Below are 16,721 nucleotides of genomic sequence, written 5' to 3'. Positions count from 1 at the left end.
GGCTGCGAGCGAACGGTGCGGGACTCGCGTCCAGCCTTCGCCTCGGGCCGATGCAGCCCGCACTGGACAGCGACGTGCCCCGTTGACTCCGCCGATCAGCGCGAACGGCACCAGCCAGGTTCCGTTCTCCCGTCTCCGCGTGTGGCGCGCCCTTGCCGTCCTCCAGCCCTACTGCGCCGTCTGCGACGTGTCGTATGTCGTGGAGGGTGATGCAACGAAGGAAGGCACCCGGTTCACCTGCGCTCCTGGGCGATTGGATGATCGGTCACCGCCTCCTGGTGCGCCGCGCGGGCAGGTGGTCGAGTGGCAGCCGAGCCGACGCGTCACCACACGCCTCGAACTCACTCCCGAGGTGTGGACGACCACGATCGACCTCACCGACGTACCGGGTGGAGGCACGGACGTGACGATCACTCTCACCCATCAGCCCCTGAGAGGCGGCCACTTACGACATCGCCTGCGACGCGGTGGTGTCAGGAAGGTCGCAGAGCGGGCGATCGAATCGGAACTGGCGAAGATCGCCGACCACGTACGCCAGGCAGAGCAGACTTACCGCGACGCCGAGGACGGCCGAAGCTGAGCGCCATGACCTCGGGCAGTCGAGGTCGATGTCGCACACATCGGTCGACAGTCTCTCGCCGGGGCGATGAGAGATGGCCCGTGCCGGCCGGAGTGCACGAAAGCGGCGCCCCCAACGGTCGTGCCCTCGAAAGCCCTCGCTAGGTGGCCGCGCCGCACGGTCCGGCTACTTCCACCGCGGGCTTTCGCTGTGCCGCCGTGGCTGGTCAAGGAGAGGACGAGCAACGACCGTGAACATCATCCATCGCCGGTACTGCCGGTCCGGTCGTTGGCAGCACCATCTCGACGACCTCCTTCCGTGGGCGACGGACGGCATCCCGCTCAACGGCGCGAGAGTGCTCGAGCTCGGCAGTGGGCCAGGCCTCACCACCGACTGGCTGGTCACCCGTGTCGGCACCTTGACCGCTCTGGAGTTCGACGCGCAGGACGCGGCGACGTTGGCCGCCCGGCGACCGGACGTCACGGTCGTGCATGCCGATGCAACGGAGATGCCCCTGCCAGAGGCCAGCTTCGACGTGGTCGTGTGCTTCACGATGCTCCATCACCTGCCCAGCGAGCGGTCGCAGGACCAGTTGTTCACGGAGGCGCGGCGCGTACTCGTCCCGGGCGGGGTCTTTGCCGGGAGCGACAGCAAGTGGGGGCCTCTGTTCGCCCTCGCACATGTCCGGGACACGATGACCCTCATCGGTCCGGAGCGCCTACCTCAGCGCCTCAACGCAGCAGGACTGGTCGAGGTGCAGGTCGACGCCAGACCGCGGGCACTGCGTTTCCGGGCGCAGCGGCCATAGGTCGTGCGCACATGCGGCGAACTGACGCAAAGCGTGCAGGTTCGTCTGTGGCTCACAGTCCGGCGCCGATGCGCCCGCCGTCGTGGCGGGACACGACCGGGACGCTGGGGCGAGGGAACGGGCGCTGGGGAAGGCGGTCCGGCCACGTGCTCGACGGGGTGTCGCGCGTGGAGCCGGTCGTTTCACCCGGGTGCTGCACCGACACGAACACCGACGGTCGTCATCGGTGATCTGCGGGCCGCTGCAGTTGTCGGCGGCGAGGTCTTGGACCAGCGGGTACATCATCTTGGGAGGACGTCGCGGGCGAAGTAGGCCGTTGCCCGGCGCAGGATCTCGTTCTCCTGCTCCAACTGCTTGGCCCGCTTGCGCAGCTCGCGGTTCTCCGCCTCCAGGTCTGCACCGCCGCTCGAGGCAGCCCCCTGCGAGGACGTCGACGCGGTTGGGCCGGCGACGCCGTCCTCGCGGTCGGCGATCCTCAGCCAGCGTTGCAGGCAGGACTCGGAGACCCCGAAGCTCCGGGCGACCTGGGCGACGGACTGGTCGCCCTGCCGGGCGACCGCGATCACGTCAGCCCGGAACTCCTTGGGGAACGGCTTGGGCACGATGCTGATCCTTCCAGCGAGGCCGCAGCCTCACAGGTGAGGAGTCAACCGAACCCTGGGCAGTCCCATCCTCGCCGCCATCCAGATGGCGCAGCGCCAGCACACGTAGACGCCAGGAGTGTCGCCGAGCTCATGAACGGCCGTGCGCGGCAGCTCCCGACCGCAGCAGCCTCACGTCACCATCTCACTTGTCGCCTCGTCACGCCGACGACCCAGCACTCTCATCGGAAGACCGCCAGCAACCCGCGCTGTAGCGCGGGTGTGACGGACCGTTCGTTCACCTTCGAACCCCCTGACCGCCACCTACCCAACCGGCTCAGTTCGCGCTGCTTCCTTAGCGTCCGCTGTGGGTGCCGCCTGGCGCCCGACGAGTCTCTGGAGGAATACGGGCATGGGAGCACGTAGGCGGAGAACGACGCTGGTGACGGGGCTCGTCGCGGCAGTCGTGGCCGGGGGCATCACCGGTGGCATGGGGTCCGCAGCCGCGGGCGACGGGGATCGGAGCCGCATCAAGAACGTCATCTACCTGCTCGGCGACGGCATGGGCCGCACGCACGTGACCGCCGGGCGGGAGCGCTATTACGGCGCGGACGGTCGGCTCGCCATGGAGCAGCTCCCCGTGGTGGGGCAGGTGGCCACCTACTCCGTCGAGAGGGGGTCCGGGCAGCCGGGCGCGGACGACTTCGTCCCCAACTACGTGACCGACTCGGCGTCCGCTGCCACGGCATGGGCGTCGGGGGTGAAGACCTACAACGCAGCACTCGGGGTGGACGCCAAGGGCGTCGTCGTCCCGACCGTGATGGAACTGGCCCACCAAGCGGGCTACCGCACAGGCAACGTCTCCACCGCCGAAATCACCGACGCGACGCCGGCCGGCCAGATGAGCCACGCGTTGGCGCGCGGCTGCCAGGGCCCGACCTACAGCGACGCGGCCTGTCAAGACCTGGAGATCACCGGTACGGCACTGGACCGCAGCGACGTCCGCGTGACGCCGATCGCCGACCAGATCGCTCGCAACGGCACGGCCGACGTGATCCTGGGCGGTGGGCTGTCCCGCTTCGACGCCGAGGACGAGAAGGCGCTCCGAGACCAGGGCTACACCGTCCTGGGGTCCCCGGCGAGCCAGACGGTCGCCAACCGGAACGACCTGCAGTCGGCGGCCGGCCAACGCGTCTTCGGTCTGTTCAACCGGGGCAACCTGACGATCGAGAAGGCCAAGCGAGAGAACCCCAGCGCGCCGCAGGCGGCGGAACCGTCGCTGGCCGAGATGACCACCAAGTCGATCGAGCTGCTCAAGGCCGGTGGCTCGCGCGGCAACGGCTTCTACCTGCAGGTCGAGGGCGCGCTGATCGACAAGCGCTCGCACGCGAACGACGCTGCCCAGACGCTGGAGGAGATCAAGGCCTTCGATGACGCGGTGCAGGTGGCGATGGACTTCGCCAAGAAGGACAAGCACACGCTCGTGATCGTGACCGCTGACCACGAGTGCGCCGGCTTCAACGTCATCGAGAAGGGCACCTTCACCAACGCCGAGGCAAACACCCCGCCGGTGAACGTCGACAGCGGCAACACCGCCAACAACTCGACGCCGACCCGTCCGACGGCCGGCACCGTGGACCCGTCGCGTTCCACCGGTCCGGTGAACGGCTCGGGCGCGGGTGACCCGGCGAACTTCGCGCCGGCCACCTTCCGCACCCCGGATGACCCGGAAGGCGTCGTCGACGGCTCGCCCGAGGCGAGCCTGTGGCTGACCTACCTGTCCGGCAACCACACCGGTGCTGATGTCCCGATCTATGCCTACGGGGCCGGGTCGGAGCAGATGGCGGGCAGCATCGACAACACCGACCTGTTCGACGTCGTCAGCGGCGCCCTGCGCGTCGCGTCGTGAGCCGAGGCCGGGGACGGGGCGCTGCGCGCCTGTCCCCGGCCTCCTTCCACTGCATGCGCCGACCCACCTCGACTTGGAGCCCCCCGTCATGAACCGCAGTCGACGCATCCTCCTGGTGGGCGGACTGGCCCTCATCGCGTTCTTCGGCGCGCTGGTGGCCGTGCGCGTCGCCATCCCTGCCGCATCCTCGGACCAGTCGTCCTTGCTAGGGGCTGCCCGCACGTCGTTCCCCGGGCTGCAACCGGCCGCTGCGGAGCCGACGCTCGCGGGACTGGACCAGCTCACGCCGGCTCCCGGCTCGGTCGTCCAGGCCCCCGGGCCCTTCGACGACCGGTTCCGGCTCGAGGGTCTGACCCTGAATGCCGACGGCGTGCATGGCTCGGCGCTAGTGGTCAGCGACGTCAGCGAGATTCTCGAGTTCGAGGCGCTGGCCGGCTTCTACGACGCCGAGGGTCGCCTGCTTGGCACCGGCCGATTCGTCCACCACCTGGACGAGGACCTGATCGACCCGACCGAGGAGCACGGACCGCCGAACCAGCTCGAGTCGTTCTCGATCCCGATGCCGGCCGACCTGCAGGGGCGGGCCGTGTCCGCCGCGGTCGGGGTGCCGGTGCTGGTGAACGAGTGAACTGGTGCGCCCAGGCGCGCGGGCAGAGGTACTCCTGAGCGGCCAGCGCCGGGGCGGTGCGGGACACATGCCGCGATTCTGACCGTCACGAGACCTAGCCCTGAGCCACCTCGACGGTAACGACGTCGGTGTCCGCCTGCAGGTCGTAGGGGTGCCCATCTGTGTCGGTGAGGGTGAGAGCAGGGCGCGGAAGAGGGAGATTGGACAGCAGCGTGCCCGCGTGTCCGTCCTCGTCCTGCGCAATGACAAAGCTGCTCACGGGGGCTTCGGTGGCCGGCTCGGAACAGTCGGCGACGCTCATCGAGAGGGCACGGACCGCCGAACGAGCTCGAGTCATCCTCAATCCCGATGCCAGCCGACCTGCAGCGCCGGGGCTTCGGGCCGGTCGCTTCGGCCGGTGTCGGGCGTCATCAGTCAGATCACCGAGGAACCCAGGCCGGTAGCTGCCAGCCAGGACCGCAGCCAGATCATCACGCTGTCCCACCAACCGGTGACCAGCAGGACGCCCAGCACGACCAGCAGCACCCCGCCGATCCGCATCACGGTGCGCGCGTGGCGGCGGGCCATGGCGGAGAAGCCGAGCGCCCGGCGGGCGCCGAGGGCGACGAGCACGAACGGGATGCCGAGGCTCAGGCAGTAGGCCAGCCCGAGCACCGCGCCACGAGCGGCGGATGCCTGGCTGTAGGCCAGGGTGTTGACTGCCGACAGGGTCGGGCCCAGACATGGCGTCCAGCCCAGGCCGAACACGATGCCGAGCACCGGAGCGCCGGCCAGGCCGGCGGGCGGGCGCCGGTGGATGCGGGCCTCGCGCTGGAGCCATGGAACCGCGCCCAGGAAAGCCAGGCCCATGACGATGGTGATGAGACCCATCACGCGGGTGAGCAGCGGCGCCCACTCCAGCAGCAGCCGCCCGAGGCCTCCGAAGAGGGCACCGAAGGACACGAACACCACGCTGAAGCCCAAGACGAACAACAGTGCGCCGGCCAGCACCCGCCTGCGGTCGCTCGTCGTAGAACGGCCGAGGGGCCCAGCGGAACTGGGCGCTCCGACGATCGTGCCGGTGGCTCTCGTGGCGGTGACCGCAGCTGCGGGCAGCTGTCCGGTCGCCGCTGCCCCGGTCAACCCAGCGACGTAGCCCAGGTAGCCGGGAACCAGCGGCAGAACGCAGGGCGAGGCGAAGCTGATCAGCCCGACCAGGCCCGCGACCGCGACGGCCAGCAGCAGCGAGCCGTCGGTGACGATGCCCGCGAAGGTCTCCCCAAGCCCGCCCATAGATCAGCCCTCCGCCAGCAGTTGGTCCAGGGCTGCGCGCAGGTTCTCATCTAGCACCGCACCCACGTAGACCGCCGCCACCTGTCCGCGGCGGTCCAGCAGCAGCGTTGAGGGCACGGCGTTCGCCGGGAAGCCCCGGAACGCCAAGGCGACCTCGCCGGTGGGGTCGAACAGTGAGGGGTAGGTGGCCCCGACGGTGTCGACGAAGGCTTGGGCCAGCTGTCGTTGGTCCTTGACGTCCACGCCGAGGAACTGCACGCCGGAGCCGGCCACCTCGGTGTAGATGGCCTGGAACTCCGGGGTCTCGATCCGACAGGGGGCACACCACGATCCCCAGAAGTTGATGACGGCGATGTCACCGGCCAGCGACGTCGAGTTGAACGCGGTGCCATCGAGCAGCTCGCCGTCGAACGCCGGCGCGGTTTGGCGCGCTGAGGCCGGGATCAGCTGACCCGCCGGGGTGTTCCCGGAGAAGTCGAACTCCCCTGCCTCGGTGGCGGTGCTGGCGTTGGTCCCGGAAGTGCCGCCGGAGCACCCGAGCATCAGCGCGGAGACGATCGCGATGCTGGTGGCGAACAGGGCGCGGCGAGTGAGGGTGTCAGCCAACGAGGGTGCTCCAGTACAGCCAGAACCGCTGGGTGATCGCAGCGGCGATGAGCAGGAACCAGACGGTCAGCACGATGCTGTGCCCGTGACGGGCAGCGGCGACGACTGCGTTCAGCGACACCGGCAGACGCGGCGCCCAGGCGGTGAGGTTGCGCAGCGTGACCGCGGTGAACAGCGGGATGGTGACCGCCCAGACGACCATGCAGTAGGGGCACAGTGCCCCGATGCGGTAGAGGCTGGAGAAGATAAGCCAGTGCACGAAGAGCACGCCGGCCGTGACGCCGACCTGCAACGCAGCCCAGAACCACCCGGCGAAGCGGGCCCCGGCCAGCTGCGCTGCCCCGGTCGCGGCCACGACGGCGAAACCGGCGACGCCCAGCAGCAGGTTGGGGAACCCGAAGGCCTCGGCCTGTGGACTGACCATCACCGAACCGCAGCTGAGGACGGGATTCAGGCTGCAGGAGGGAACGTAGCTGGGGTCGCGGAGGAGGGCGTACTTCTCCACGGCCAGCACGAACGCCGCGATCCATCCGATCAGGCCGCCGGTGACCAGCCACCACGACAGGCCTGCACCGATCTCAGCGGACCGTTTCACGCTCGGCGCCGGCGCGGGCGCTGTGGCCTCACTCGTTGACGGCAGCATCGACGGCCTTGATGAGCTCCTGCGCGCTGGCCACCTCGAGGCGTTCGCCGTTGAGGAAGAACGTCGGGGTGCCCTCCACCCCGAGAGCCAGGCCGTCGTCGCGGTCGCTGAGCACCCGCTCGAGCGTGGCCGGGTCGGCGACGGCCGCGTCATAGGCGGCCATGTCCAGACCCATCTCCTCGGCGAAGCTGCGGAACAGGTCGGCCTGGGAGACCTGCTGCTCACCCCACTCAGCCTGGGTCTCGTACATCCGCTGGTACATGGCCTCGAAGGCGCCCTGCTGGGCCGCAGCCTCCACGGCAACAGCTGCGTTCTCGGCGTTGGCATGGCCCGGCAGCGGGAAGTAGCGGGCCACGAAGGTGACCCGACCCGCGTAGTCCTCACGGAGCTGCTCGACCGTGGGGTAGGCCGCCCGGCAGCTCTCGCACTCGAAGTCAAGGAACTCCACGAACGTCACTTCACCTGAGCCGGGCTCGCCGAGTCGGTGACTGTCGTCGCGCACCACCGGCGTTGTGCCGCCGGCAGCGTTGCCATCGGCCGAGGTATCAGATTCGTCGCCACCGAAGGCCAGGAAGCCGGCCACCACGAGGCCGAACACGGCCACCAGGGCAGCTGAGATCTTGTAGTTGGTTTTCACACCGACTCCTACTTCCACCTTCGCCGGCAACGTGGTAACAACATACCAACGTCTGTTAAGACGTTGGCCCGACAGTGCGCCTGGGCCGAGCACCGGAAGGGAAACCCATGAGCAGCGACGCCTGCGACCTGCTGTGTCTCGATCTGCCCCACGCCGAGCAGGTCCGCGCGCAGCTGGCCGGCGAGGACGAGATTCGGGTGTTCGCCGAGCGGGCCAAGGCACTCGGGGACCCCTCTCGACTGCGCATCGCGGCCGCCCTGCGGGTCGGTGACGAGCTGTGCGTCTGCGATCTGGCCTGGATCACCGAGCTGTCGCAAAACCTGGTGTCCCATCACGTGCGCGCGCTGCGCAACGCCGGCCTGGCCACCTCCCGGCGCAACGGCAAGCTGGTCATGTACCGCCTGACCGACGAAGGCGCGCGTCTGCTGATCGCCGTGACCGGCTCGATCGCTGCCCGCAACGTGACCACCCCGGAGATGGAGGCGCTGGCATGACCGCCCTCGGCTCGCCCCAGAGCGTCAGCGACCGTCGGGCTGTGCTGGCGCGACGCATCCGCTTCCTGGTCGCCGCGACCATCACCTACAACGTCATCGAGGCCGTTGTCGCCATCACGGCCGGCACCCGGGCGTCGTCCTCGGCGCTCATCGGTTTCGGCCTGGACTCGGTCATCGAGGTGTCCTCCGCCCTGGCCGTGGCCTGGCAGTTCTCCGCCCGCGACCACGCCATCCGCGAGGCCCGAGAGCACCGGGCACTGCGCGTCATCGCGCTGTCCTTCTTCGCCCTGGCCGCCTTCGTCACCGTCGACGCCGTCCGCGCCCTCCTTGGTGGGGGCGAGGCCGAGCACTCCACTGTCGGGCTGGTCCTGGCTGCGGCGAGCCTGGTGATCATGCCCTTCCTGTCCTACGCCCAGCGCCGCGCTGGACGACAGCTGGGCTCGGCATCGGCGGTGGCGGACTCCAAACAGACGCTGCTGTGCACCTACCTCTCCGGCGTGCTGCTCGTCGGTCTTGCGCTCAACAGCCTCTTCGGGTGGTCGTGGGCTGACCCCATCGCTGCCCTGGTCATCGCCGCGGTCGCACTGCGGGAAGGCCGCGAGGCCTGGCGAGGCGAGGACTGCTGCTCACCGGCCGAGGCGCTCTTCGCCAAGCCCTCCGACACCAGCGGTGCCGGTGCCGGTACCAGCGCCGAGGACAGCTGCGGCTGCAAGCCCGGCTGCGACTGCTGCAACTGAGGACAGAGTTAATGTCTCGCCCCGCGCCGGCCGTGCGCGCCTCCTACGCCGAGGAGACGGCCGCTGCCCGCCAGACGAGCAACCCAGCCGAGCGCTGGCTGCTGACCTCCACGGTCGGGCGATTGACGATCCGGTGACGGGGCTGGACCAGGATGGGCGGATGGGTGGCCAGGGTCGGCGGAGTACTGCTGATTGCGCCGCCCTCCAGCATCACCAGAGGACTGACATTCCGGCTGAGCACGCCAGCGCTTCGCTGGGCACTGCTCCCGGTTGGCCACGCAGTTTCTCACTGTAGGCGATTGGGCCTTTCTCCCATCATCACAGGAGTGCTCAATGACCGAGATAGGCGACAAATACCTTTCCGTGACTGCCCTTCTTGGCCCGCCGACGGGTGATGAGACCCCCACACTCGACGGGATCGGGCGCTTCCAGCATTTTCAGCATGGGTCGATCTTCTGGACGCCGCAAACCGGAGCGCACGAGGTGCACGGCGCGATCCACGGCCTGTGGTCCTCGCTGGGCTGGGAACGCAGCGTTCTGGGCTACCCCACCACTGACGAGACCCCTACACCCGACGGGATCGGCCGGTTCAACCACTTCCAGGCAGGGCCGACCCTGGGATCGATCTACTGGACGCCGCAGACCGGAGCGCACGAGGTTCACGGTGAAATCCACGGCCTGTGGTCCTCGCTCGGCTGGGAACGCAGCGTCCTGGGCTATCCGACGAGCGACGAGAAAGACACCGAGCATGGGTCGGGGCGTGTCAGTGACTTCGAGAAGGGCTGCATCTACTGGGAGGCGGGCCGAGGAGCCTATGAGGTATTCCCTCGCCCCCAGTTTCCGCCGGTTGGTCCGGCGGAGAAGCCGAAGATCGGCGTCTGGGAGGAACCCACCTTCAATGCGGGCATCTCGGGCCTGCACACCGCCCTGCTGCACACCAACGGCGTGCTCTTCCTCAGCTACCTGGAGCCGGAAGACCCTGAGAACCCGGGCCCCATCCCCACCCCCTTCGGAGCCTCCGCTGTTCTGGACCTCACCTCCGGGACCGCCGCCACGCCCGCCTATCACGGAGCAAACGGCGAAACCGCGCTGCCCAACATCTTCTGCAGCGGACACGCGTTCCTCCCGGACGGTCGGCTGCTTGTGGCTGGCGGTGACAGGGAGGACCAGGCCAGGTTGCGCTCGGTCCACACCTTCTCCCCGGGCGGTCCCGGCGGAGGGTCGTGGGCCTACGTCGGAACCCTCGCCGCCGCCCGCTGGTACCCCTCCGTGGTGACCCTGCCCGACGGGCGGATGCTCATGGCAGGTGGTGAAAAGCGTCTGCCGGTCGGCAACCAGAACACCACCTACGAGATCTTCACGCCCGCGACCGGGACCGTCGGACCGGCGGTCAGTGCACCACCCATGACCCGTTTCGGTGCCTTCATTTCGTTTCCGTTCCTGTTCGTGTTACCAACCCGCAAGTTGCTGATGCACGGTGGCACCCGAACGGCCTTTCTGGACCTGACCAGCTTCACCTTCGACACCACGGAGCTGGAAGCCGCGAACCGCCCTGACCGCAACGCCCGCACCTACGGTCTGCAGGGCACCAGCGTGCTGCTGCCGCTGCGCCCGACCACCGCTCCGCCCTACCGTGCCCGGGTGATGCTGATCGGCGGGGGCGGGGACATTCCCATCAGAACGCCGGCGACAGCCAGCTGCGAGATCCTCGACTTCGCAGCGGCGCCACTGGCCTGGCGTCTCGCTCCACCGATGACGCACCCGCGGGTGATGCCCGACGCGGTTCTGCTGCCCGATGGCAACGTGCTGGTGATGAACGGCAGCAGCGCCGGATCGGCAGACAACGGCGCCAACCCGGTGTGGGAAGCCGAGCTCTACGACCCCGTGGCAAACTCGTGGACCACTGTGGCGCCGATGACCGTACCGCGGCTGTACCACGCCACCGCGCTGCTGCTGCCCGATGGAAGAGTCCTCACCGCCGGAACCGACTCCCTGTGGAACCCCGACCCCTTCCACGACGAGCAACTCAAGCTGGAGTTCTACAGCCCGCCGTATCTGTTCAAGGGCCCCCGACCGACGATCACGTCAGCGCCCACGCAGATGTCCTACGCGAGCACGGCGACCATCAGCACGCCGACCCCGTCCGCGATCAGCTCCGTCAGCCTTCTGCGCTGCGGGTCCTGCACACACTCATTCAACGCCGACCAGCGTCATGTCGAGTTGAAGATCACGGATCGCGCGAGCGACCACCTCACGGTTCAGACACCGCCCGACGGCTTCGTCGCGCCGCCCGGGTATTACATGCTCGGAGCTTGACCCGGTTTCCCGGACACCTGACCTGAGGCGAGAATCGCCTGGGAGAGGAGTCCTGGATGCCTGCAGCCAAGCCGCTGGAGTTCCGTCGCCGTGCCGTGGAGCTGGCCCGTCAGCGGGAGAAGCCGATCGCTGAGATCGCCCACGACCTGGGAATCGCGGAGTCCTGCTTGCGGCGGTGGATGAAGCTCGATGACGTCGACGCCGGCCGGGTCGAGGGCACGACCAGCGATGAGCGGGCCGAGCTGGCGCGTCTGCGCCGGGAGCTGCGGGTCGCGAAGATGGAGATCGAGATCCTCAAGCGGGCGTCCGCGTACTTCGCCCGCGAGGTGCTGCCGGACCCAAAATAGCGTTCCGGCTGGTTCGTGAGCTCGCCGCCGACGGGTTCCCCGTTGCGGTGACCTGCCGGGTCCTGCGGGTTTCCCGCTCAGGCTTCTACGAGTGGAACGGCCGCCCACCATCGGCTCGGGCAGTCGCCGACGCGTCGCTGACCAGCACAATCGCCCAGGTGCATGCCAGCTCTCGCGCCACCTACGGCGCGCCTCGGGTGCACGCGGAACTCCGCCTAGGTCTCGGGCTGGCGTGCGGGCGCAAACGGGTCGCCCGGCTGATGCGCACCTCCGGGCTGGTCGGGGTCTGCCACCGGCGCAAGCACCGCCGATCCGGGCCGCTACCGGCCCCCCACGAGGACCTGGTGCAGCGACGGTTCGCCGCTGACGCACCGGACCGGCTGTGGGCCACCGACATCACCGAGCACGCCACGGCCGAAGGGAAGGTCTACTGCGCCGCGGTGCTGGACGTGTTCAGCCGGACCATCGTCGGCTGGTCGATCGCTGACCACATGCGCTCCGAGCTCGTCGTCGACGCACTCGAAATGGCCCGCTGGCGCCGCCGGCCGGCACCCGGCGCCATCGTGCACAGCGACCGCGGATCGCAATACACGAGTTGGATCTTCGGGCACCGGCTGCGCACTGCCGGGCTGCTCGGCTCGATGGGACGGGTCGCCTCCAGCGTGGACAACACCATGATGGAGAGCTTCTGGTCGACCATGCAGCGCGAACTGTTGGACCGCCGCCAGTGGTCGACTCGAGCCGAACTCGGCTCGGCGATCTTCGAGTGGATCGAAGCCTTCTACAACCCCCGACGACGCCACTCCGCCCTCGGCTACCGCAGTCCCGCAGAGTTCGAAGCACTTCACACCGCCGCACTCACCGCGGCATGATCACCACACCCGATGTGTCCGGAGAACCGGGTGAAGCTCCCTCTTCCTGTTGACGGATGGGATCCCCTCCACAGCAACTTACGTACGCCTTTCCTTGTAGTGACTTCACAGCTGGCTGACGCCCTCGCATCAGTTGACCTACGTCCTGCGCTGACCTGGAACTCGGCTGCGGTCCCGTGTGCCGCGACATGGTGCGACGTGTCAAGTACAGCAACCGCTACAGCAACGCGGCCCAGACAACCGGTGACGCCGACGGACGACCGCGGACGCCGCGCCCTTATGACCTGTGTCAACGGCACATCGGCGAATACCCACGGACGAGTCGCTGGTCAGCACGTCGCGCAGCACTTGCGGATCACCCACAGTGGGCTTGCTCGTCGGACGTGAGCGGGTCGGCCACAGCTGGCCAATTGTCCGAGGAGGCGCATCCTGTCCTCTGGGTGACCCCAGGAGGGAGCTACGGCCTCAACAGGGCTCTGAGGGGTTGGCGCGTCTCACCACGCCGTCCGCCGCTCTCAGACGAAACCGGCGGCGCTCGCGGTCGGACAATCCACCCCAGACGCCGAAGCGCTCATCGTTGGCCAGGGCGGAACGTAGGCACTCAATCTTCACCAGGCATCTGCGGCAGATGTTCTTGGCGGCCCGGGTGGACTCGCCCTTCTCCGGGAAGAAGGCGTCGGGGTCGACCTCGGCGCAGAGGGCCCATTCACGCCAGTCGTCGAGCCGCCACATCATGATCCAGGCGACGGCCGCGAGCGCGAGGACTTCGGCGGTGATCCACATCGGTTTCCTGCCTGGATGCTGGTGAGGGACGGTCCCCGTGAGTTGCGGACACCGGGAGGCATGGTCGTTCTTCGCTCCAGTGGGACACGAGCATGCCCTCGACTTAACGCGGTTTACAACGTAGAACCGCCCGCGGAGCAATTACCTCGACGTCCGGCCGTGCGATCGAGCGACGCGACCTCCAACGAGCGGACTCTGCCCGGTGTTGGCGCTGACCAGCTGAACAGTAGGTGACGGTCCTTCGGGTGGTGGCTTGTCCGGCGGCTCCGAAGGACTGAAGCAGAGGTCACACGTTCCGTGGTATGCCGCCGTGCCGGACCTTTGGACGGCGATCAAGGGGATGTCCAGACGTCACGAGACGGCCGCGATCAAGAAGCCGACGCTGAGAATCGGGCCGAAGGCGATCGGCGTCTTCAGGCTCCCGCCCCTCCGCACGGTGATCGTTGCCTGCATCGAGACGACCAACGCCATCGCGATCACAGCGATGAGCAGGCCGCGGTGAGTCGCATGGCCCAGGCCCAGTCCACCGAGGACCGCTAGGCGTACGTCACCGAAGCCGACGTCGGCGAAACGCCAGCACAGCAGAGCGACACTGCCGGCCGCCGCGGCGGCGACCACGCTCATTAGCAAGCCGTCCCAGTCGCCGCGGAAGCTAAGTACGCAGGTCAGCAGCACTCCGGTCGTAATGATGGCCTGTCGGACGAGAGCTGTGGGGACCCGCTGGGAGACCGCGTCGCAGCAGCTCGCGGCGACCAGGGCAGCTCCCCAGAGCACGAGGGGAGCTGCCAGCCAAGCACTGCCCATGCGCAGGGCTGCAAGGGTTGTCGCCGCTCCCACCAAAGCGCCGACACCCGCCCCGACGATCTGAAGCACGGGCGTCCTCAAGTCCGACCTACCCAGGTGGCGGAGGCCTCCTGCAGTCCATGCCGGAACGGCCAGTCCACTGCACAACGCCCCGGTGAGAACCGCGGCCGACCACGTTGAACTCACCAGTCCTCGTGGGCGGTGCGCTCAATCGACCAGGCACGTCGCGTGCCTGGTCGCCGGAAGGTGAGCGGTCGCTCCGCACATCCAACTTGTGGAAAACCATGAAGTGGCACAGGAGTGCGATACACCAGACCCGATGACAGACAAGGCGCTGCGGTCCGTTGTCACCCGATCGGGTGACTCTCTGGCGGAACCGTGTTCGTTGCGTATCGAAACAGGCAGTCTCGCTACCCATCGGTTACCCGGAAGAGGCGGTCACACGTGACAGCGACGCGAGTAGGAGCGATGGCGCTGGCCGTCGTCCTCGCCTCCATCGTTGCTGCCTGCTCGGCCTCAATCGGTGACCCCTCGGCATCCTCGAGTCCCGCGTCGTCGAGCGCGCCGTCGACGAGTGCCGCGAGAAGCAGCACGGATCCGAGTGACGAGGCGGAAGCGCAGGCGGTCGCGCACGTGACGACGTACCTCTCGACGATCGACGACCTGTACCTGGACGCGTCACGGTCCCTCGACGACCTGTACGGGGTGGCGATCGCCTCAGAGGCGACGAGCGAGGCCACTGCCATCGGGACGTTCCGCGCTCAGGGGTACCGGCAGGTCGGCCGGTCGCAGCTGGTGACGACGTCGGTGAGCAGCATTGACCTCACCGACGATCCGGCGGCTTCCCCGTCGCCAATGCTGCCCACCGTCGTCGTGACCGCTTGTGTCGACGTGAGCCAGGTGCAGGCGACGGATGCGACCGGCGTGTCGGTCGTGCCGGCCGATCGCCCGGACTATCTCGTCGCGCAGTTGACGGTGGTCAACATCGATTACCCAGACGTCGGCTCCTGGCGCGTGAGCGCAGCACCCAACATGCAGGCGCGTTCGTGCAACGAGTAGCCGCCGGTCTTGCTGGCCTGGTGCTCTTGAGCTGCCTGCTCGCAGTCACGCTGTCGGACGCCATCGCAGCCCCTGCCTCCTGTCAGCAGTACGACTCGCACGGCCTCTGCGTGGTGCAGGTCGGGACCGGTGGAGCGACCGCAGCGCCGACCCAATCGACGGCAGACACCTCGAATCGCGGTGCCGTCTACACCCAATCTCTCTGCACGTTCACCGCCTCGGGTGCTGAGGTGCCCTGCCAGGACGGCGACGCGTGGTGGGCGCAGAGCATGCAGTGCTACGTGAAGGTGCTCGTTGACCAACCACCCATGGGCACAGCCGTCTGGGGTGGCCACACGGACGGCGCCATCTATCTCTGCACGTTCCTGTCGACAGGCACGAGCGTTCCTGGCACGAACGGATTCGCCTTCTGGTCGGCCACTGCTCCAGCCGGCCCTCCGGTCGTCGACCCCGTCGCGCTCGCCCAGCAGGCGCTACAGAGCCTGAGCGTTCCCGAGCCGACGCCTGGGCGGTACCCGGCTGGCTCCCTGGACAGCGGCCAGCCGTTCACGGTCGTCAACGCCTACACGTGGTTCTGGACCGACGCGGCCTCCTTCGGGGTGCTCACCGCACGTGCGGACGCCGGCGGGGTGTCGGCCGAGGTGACGGTCACTCCGACCGCTCTGAGCTTCACGCCAGGCGACGGGGGCGCAACGGTCTCCTGCCCGGGCCCGGGTGTGGCCTGGCAGCCGACCGACGGCGTCTGGGCGCCGTCTCCGGCGGGGTGCGACTACCGATACCTGCACTCATCGATCCACGAGCCCGGCCAGGAGGTCACAGCTGTGTACGGCATCGAGTGGTCCGTCGCGTGGCGGTCGTCGACGGGAGCCAGCGGCACCTTGCCTGCGCTGACGACGACGTCCAGTGCATCTTTCGCCGTCGCCGAGGTCCAGTCCGTGGTGACCGGGTGACGGCCTGGGTCGACGAGGCGGTCAACGGAGCAGGACGCAGCGCGGCGCCGGCTGTCGGTGGGGCTGGACCATCACCAGCTCCGCCCGTGAGAACTGCCGCGGCTAGACGACGCGTCAGTCGGCGCTCACTGGTCCTCAGCGTGCTGGTCGTCTTGCTGGGTGGCCTCTTGGCTCTTGCCGCCGGTCAGATGTTGACCGCTCACAACGAGGTTCTGGCTGTGGCCCGCGACGTGCAAGTGGGCTCGACGATCACAGCGGATGACCTGACCACCGCCAGTGTCTCTGCCGATCCCAGCCTGCTGCCCATCCCAGCCGAAGAGCTGTCCGAGGTCGTCGGGCTGGTCGCGCAGGTCCCGTTGTCCCGGGGTGAGCTGCTGACCCAGGCGCAGGTCAGCACGGGGAACGGGCTCGCAGCGGGGGAGCTGTTAGTCGCTCTTCCGCTGCGGGACGGTCAGTTCCCAGCCCGCGGTCTCACTCCCGGACAGCCGATCCTGATCGTGCCGACACCGGGCCCGACGGCCGCAACGACCGACGGCGGACCGGAGGCGGGCCCGGCGCGGTCGATCGAAGCCACCGTTGCCGAAGTGGGGCAGTCGAACCCGACCACCCAGGTGACCGTGGTTGACGTCCGACTCCCCGCAGATGACGGTCCGACGGTCGCCCGACTGGCCTCGACCGGAGCGCTGGCGGTCGTCCTGTTGCCGTCGGCTGGGTGA

Annotated in this window: 20 protein-coding genes and 1 pseudogene; 13 read left to right on the top strand and 8 right to left on the bottom strand. The window is 68.5% G+C overall.

Annotation, left to right across the window (positions count from 1 at the left end; all coding sequences use genetic code 11):
• Positions 1-82 precede the first annotated feature (82 nt).
• Positions 83-580, top strand: coding sequence for an SRPBCC family protein (locus FHL79_RS06075; RefSeq protein ID WP_138757718.1), 498 nt, complete (start codon positions 83-85; stop codon positions 578-580).
• A gap of 229 nt (positions 581-809) precedes the next feature.
• Complete coding sequence (locus FHL79_RS06070) at positions 810-1,367, top strand: class I SAM-dependent methyltransferase (protein WP_218938339.1); 558 nt, start codon at positions 810-812, stop codon at positions 1,365-1,367.
• 249 nt (positions 1,368-1,616) lie between these two features.
• Here the strand turns inward: FHL79_RS06070 and FHL79_RS06065 are convergent.
• Positions 1,617-1,969 (bottom strand): annotated as a pseudogene (locus tag FHL79_RS06065) (transposase); the annotation flags it as partial.
• Between the two features lie 346 nt (positions 1,970-2,315).
• On the opposite strand from FHL79_RS06065, the gene FHL79_RS06060 reads away from it, so the two are divergent.
• Together FHL79_RS06060 and FHL79_RS06055 are read left to right on the top strand one after the other, a co-directional pair.
• Positions 2,316-3,857 (top strand): alkaline phosphatase, encoded by a 1,542-nt coding sequence (locus FHL79_RS06060; protein WP_246080415.1) that lies wholly within the window; start codon positions 2,316-2,318, stop codon positions 3,855-3,857.
• Between the two features lie 88 nt (positions 3,858-3,945).
• Positions 3,946-4,485 carry a hypothetical protein gene (locus tag FHL79_RS06055; RefSeq protein ID WP_138757714.1) on the top strand — a complete coding sequence of 180 codons (540 nt, stop codon included), beginning with the start codon at positions 3,946-3,948 and terminating at the stop codon, positions 4,483-4,485.
• A gap of 94 nt (positions 4,486-4,579) precedes the next feature.
• Here FHL79_RS06055 and FHL79_RS06050 read toward each other — a convergent pair whose 3' ends face one another.
• The 5 genes from FHL79_RS06050 to FHL79_RS06030 form a co-directional block, all read right to left on the bottom strand.
• A complete protein-coding gene (locus tag FHL79_RS06050) occupies positions 4,580-4,786 on the bottom strand; it encodes a hypothetical protein (RefSeq protein WP_138757713.1) in 207 nt (68 codons plus the stop codon).
• Between the two features lie 113 nt (positions 4,787-4,899).
• Positions 4,900-5,757 (bottom strand): cytochrome c biogenesis CcdA family protein, encoded by an 858-nt coding sequence (locus tag FHL79_RS06045; protein WP_138757712.1) that lies wholly within the window; start codon positions 5,755-5,757, stop codon positions 4,900-4,902.
• Between the two features lie 3 nt (positions 5,758-5,760).
• Complete coding sequence (locus FHL79_RS06040) at positions 5,761-6,363, bottom strand: TlpA family protein disulfide reductase (protein ID WP_246080414.1); 603 nt, start codon at positions 6,361-6,363, stop codon at positions 5,761-5,763.
• Positions 6,356-6,958: a vitamin K epoxide reductase family protein gene (locus tag FHL79_RS06035; protein WP_246080412.1), complete on the bottom strand. Its 603-nt coding sequence runs from the start codon at positions 6,956-6,958 to the stop codon at positions 6,356-6,358. The genes FHL79_RS06040 and FHL79_RS06035 overlap by 8 nt, the downstream gene beginning before the upstream one ends.
• A 28-nt stretch (positions 6,959-6,986) precedes the next feature.
• Complete coding sequence (locus FHL79_RS06030) at positions 6,987-7,643, bottom strand: DsbA family protein (RefSeq protein ID WP_138757710.1); 657 nt, start codon at positions 7,641-7,643, stop codon at positions 6,987-6,989.
• A 107-nt stretch (positions 7,644-7,750) separates the two neighbouring features.
• Here FHL79_RS06030 and FHL79_RS06025 point away from each other — a divergent pair, with 107 nt between their 5' ends.
• From FHL79_RS06025 to FHL79_RS06005, 6 genes are all read left to right on the top strand, one after another.
• Positions 7,751-8,137, top strand: coding sequence for an ArsR/SmtB family transcription factor (locus FHL79_RS06025; protein ID WP_138757709.1), 387 nt, complete (start codon positions 7,751-7,753; stop codon positions 8,135-8,137).
• Between the two features lie 41 nt (positions 8,138-8,178).
• A complete protein-coding gene (locus FHL79_RS06020) occupies positions 8,179-8,874 on the top strand; it encodes a cation efflux transmembrane domain-containing protein (RefSeq protein ID WP_246080410.1) in 696 nt (231 codons plus the stop codon).
• 11 nt (positions 8,875-8,885) lie between these two features.
• Positions 8,886-9,011 (top strand): hypothetical protein, encoded by a 126-nt coding sequence (locus tag FHL79_RS26100; protein ID WP_281283854.1) that lies wholly within the window; start codon positions 8,886-8,888, stop codon positions 9,009-9,011.
• Between the two features lie 196 nt (positions 9,012-9,207).
• Positions 9,208-11,190 carry a galactose oxidase-like domain-containing protein gene (locus FHL79_RS06015; protein WP_138757707.1) on the top strand — a complete coding sequence of 661 codons (1,983 nt, stop codon included), beginning with the start codon at positions 9,208-9,210 and terminating at the stop codon, positions 11,188-11,190.
• Positions 11,191-11,246: 56 nt separating this feature from the next.
• Positions 11,247-11,537 carry a transposase gene (locus tag FHL79_RS06010; protein ID WP_138757706.1) on the top strand — a complete coding sequence of 97 codons (291 nt, stop codon included), beginning with the start codon at positions 11,247-11,249 and terminating at the stop codon, positions 11,535-11,537.
• 47 nt (positions 11,538-11,584) lie between these two features.
• Positions 11,585-12,409, top strand: coding sequence for an IS3 family transposase (locus FHL79_RS06005; protein ID WP_246080408.1), 825 nt, complete (start codon positions 11,585-11,587; stop codon positions 12,407-12,409).
• Between the two features lie 465 nt (positions 12,410-12,874).
• Here the strand turns inward: FHL79_RS06005 and FHL79_RS06000 are convergent, their stop codons facing one another.
• Both FHL79_RS06000 and FHL79_RS05995 read right to left on the bottom strand, forming a co-directional pair.
• Complete coding sequence (locus FHL79_RS06000) at positions 12,875-13,192, bottom strand: WhiB family transcriptional regulator (protein WP_439331123.1); 318 nt, start codon at positions 13,190-13,192, stop codon at positions 12,875-12,877.
• Positions 13,193-13,543: 351 nt separating this feature from the next.
• Positions 13,544-14,065: a peptidase gene (locus tag FHL79_RS05995; RefSeq protein ID WP_138757704.1), complete on the bottom strand. Its 522-nt coding sequence runs from the start codon at positions 14,063-14,065 to the stop codon at positions 13,544-13,546.
• A 399-nt stretch (positions 14,066-14,464) separates the two neighbouring features.
• Between FHL79_RS05995 and FHL79_RS05990 the strand changes: the two genes are divergently transcribed.
• The 3 genes from FHL79_RS05990 (at position 14,465) to FHL79_RS05980 (ending at position 16,721) form a co-directional block, all read left to right on the top strand.
• On the top strand, positions 14,465-15,055 hold the full coding sequence (locus FHL79_RS05990; RefSeq protein ID WP_246080406.1) for a hypothetical protein: 591 nt from the start codon (positions 14,465-14,467) through the stop codon (positions 15,053-15,055).
• Between the two features lie 20 nt (positions 15,056-15,075).
• Positions 15,076-16,005, top strand: a complete 930-nt coding sequence (locus FHL79_RS05985; protein WP_246080431.1) for a hypothetical protein — start codon at positions 15,076-15,078, stop codon at positions 16,003-16,005.
• A gap of 140 nt (positions 16,006-16,145) precedes the next feature.
• Complete coding sequence (locus FHL79_RS05980) at positions 16,146-16,721, top strand: SAF domain-containing protein (RefSeq protein WP_246080405.1); 576 nt, start codon at positions 16,146-16,148, stop codon at positions 16,719-16,721.

It is taken from the genome of Modestobacter altitudinis (assembly GCF_005930475.1).
GTDB lineage: Bacteria > Actinomycetota > Actinomycetes > Mycobacteriales > Geodermatophilaceae > Modestobacter > Modestobacter altitudinis.
Note: the sequence above shows the minus strand (reverse complement) of the source record. Positions and strands in the feature narration are given on the sequence as shown.

Excerpts from the sequence above, each read along its gene's own strand:
- FHL79_RS06055 (WP_138757714.1), top strand. The coding sequence starts at position 3,946 with ATGAACCGCAGTCGACGCATCCTCCTGGTGGGCGGACTGGCCCTCATC.
- FHL79_RS06050 (WP_138757713.1), bottom strand. The coding sequence starts at position 4,786 with ATGAGCGTCGCCGACTGTTCCGAGCCGGCCACCGAAGCCCCCGTGAGC.
- FHL79_RS06045 (WP_138757712.1), bottom strand. The coding sequence starts at position 5,757 with ATGGGCGGGCTTGGGGAGACCTTCGCGGGCATCGTCACCGACGGCTCG.
- FHL79_RS06025 (WP_138757709.1), top strand. The coding sequence starts at position 7,751 with ATGAGCAGCGACGCCTGCGACCTGCTGTGTCTCGATCTGCCCCACGCC.
- FHL79_RS26100 (WP_281283854.1), top strand. The coding sequence starts at position 8,886 with ATGTCTCGCCCCGCGCCGGCCGTGCGCGCCTCCTACGCCGAGGAGACG.
- FHL79_RS06015 (WP_138757707.1), top strand. The coding sequence starts at position 9,208 with ATGACCGAGATAGGCGACAAATACCTTTCCGTGACTGCCCTTCTTGGC.
- FHL79_RS06010 (WP_138757706.1), top strand. The coding sequence starts at position 11,247 with ATGCCTGCAGCCAAGCCGCTGGAGTTCCGTCGCCGTGCCGTGGAGCTG.
- FHL79_RS06000 (WP_439331123.1), bottom strand. The coding sequence starts at position 13,192 with ATGTGGATCACCGCCGAAGTCCTCGCGCTCGCGGCCGTCGCCTGGATC.
- FHL79_RS05990 (WP_246080406.1), top strand. The coding sequence starts at position 14,465 with ATGGCGCTGGCCGTCGTCCTCGCCTCCATCGTTGCTGCCTGCTCGGCC.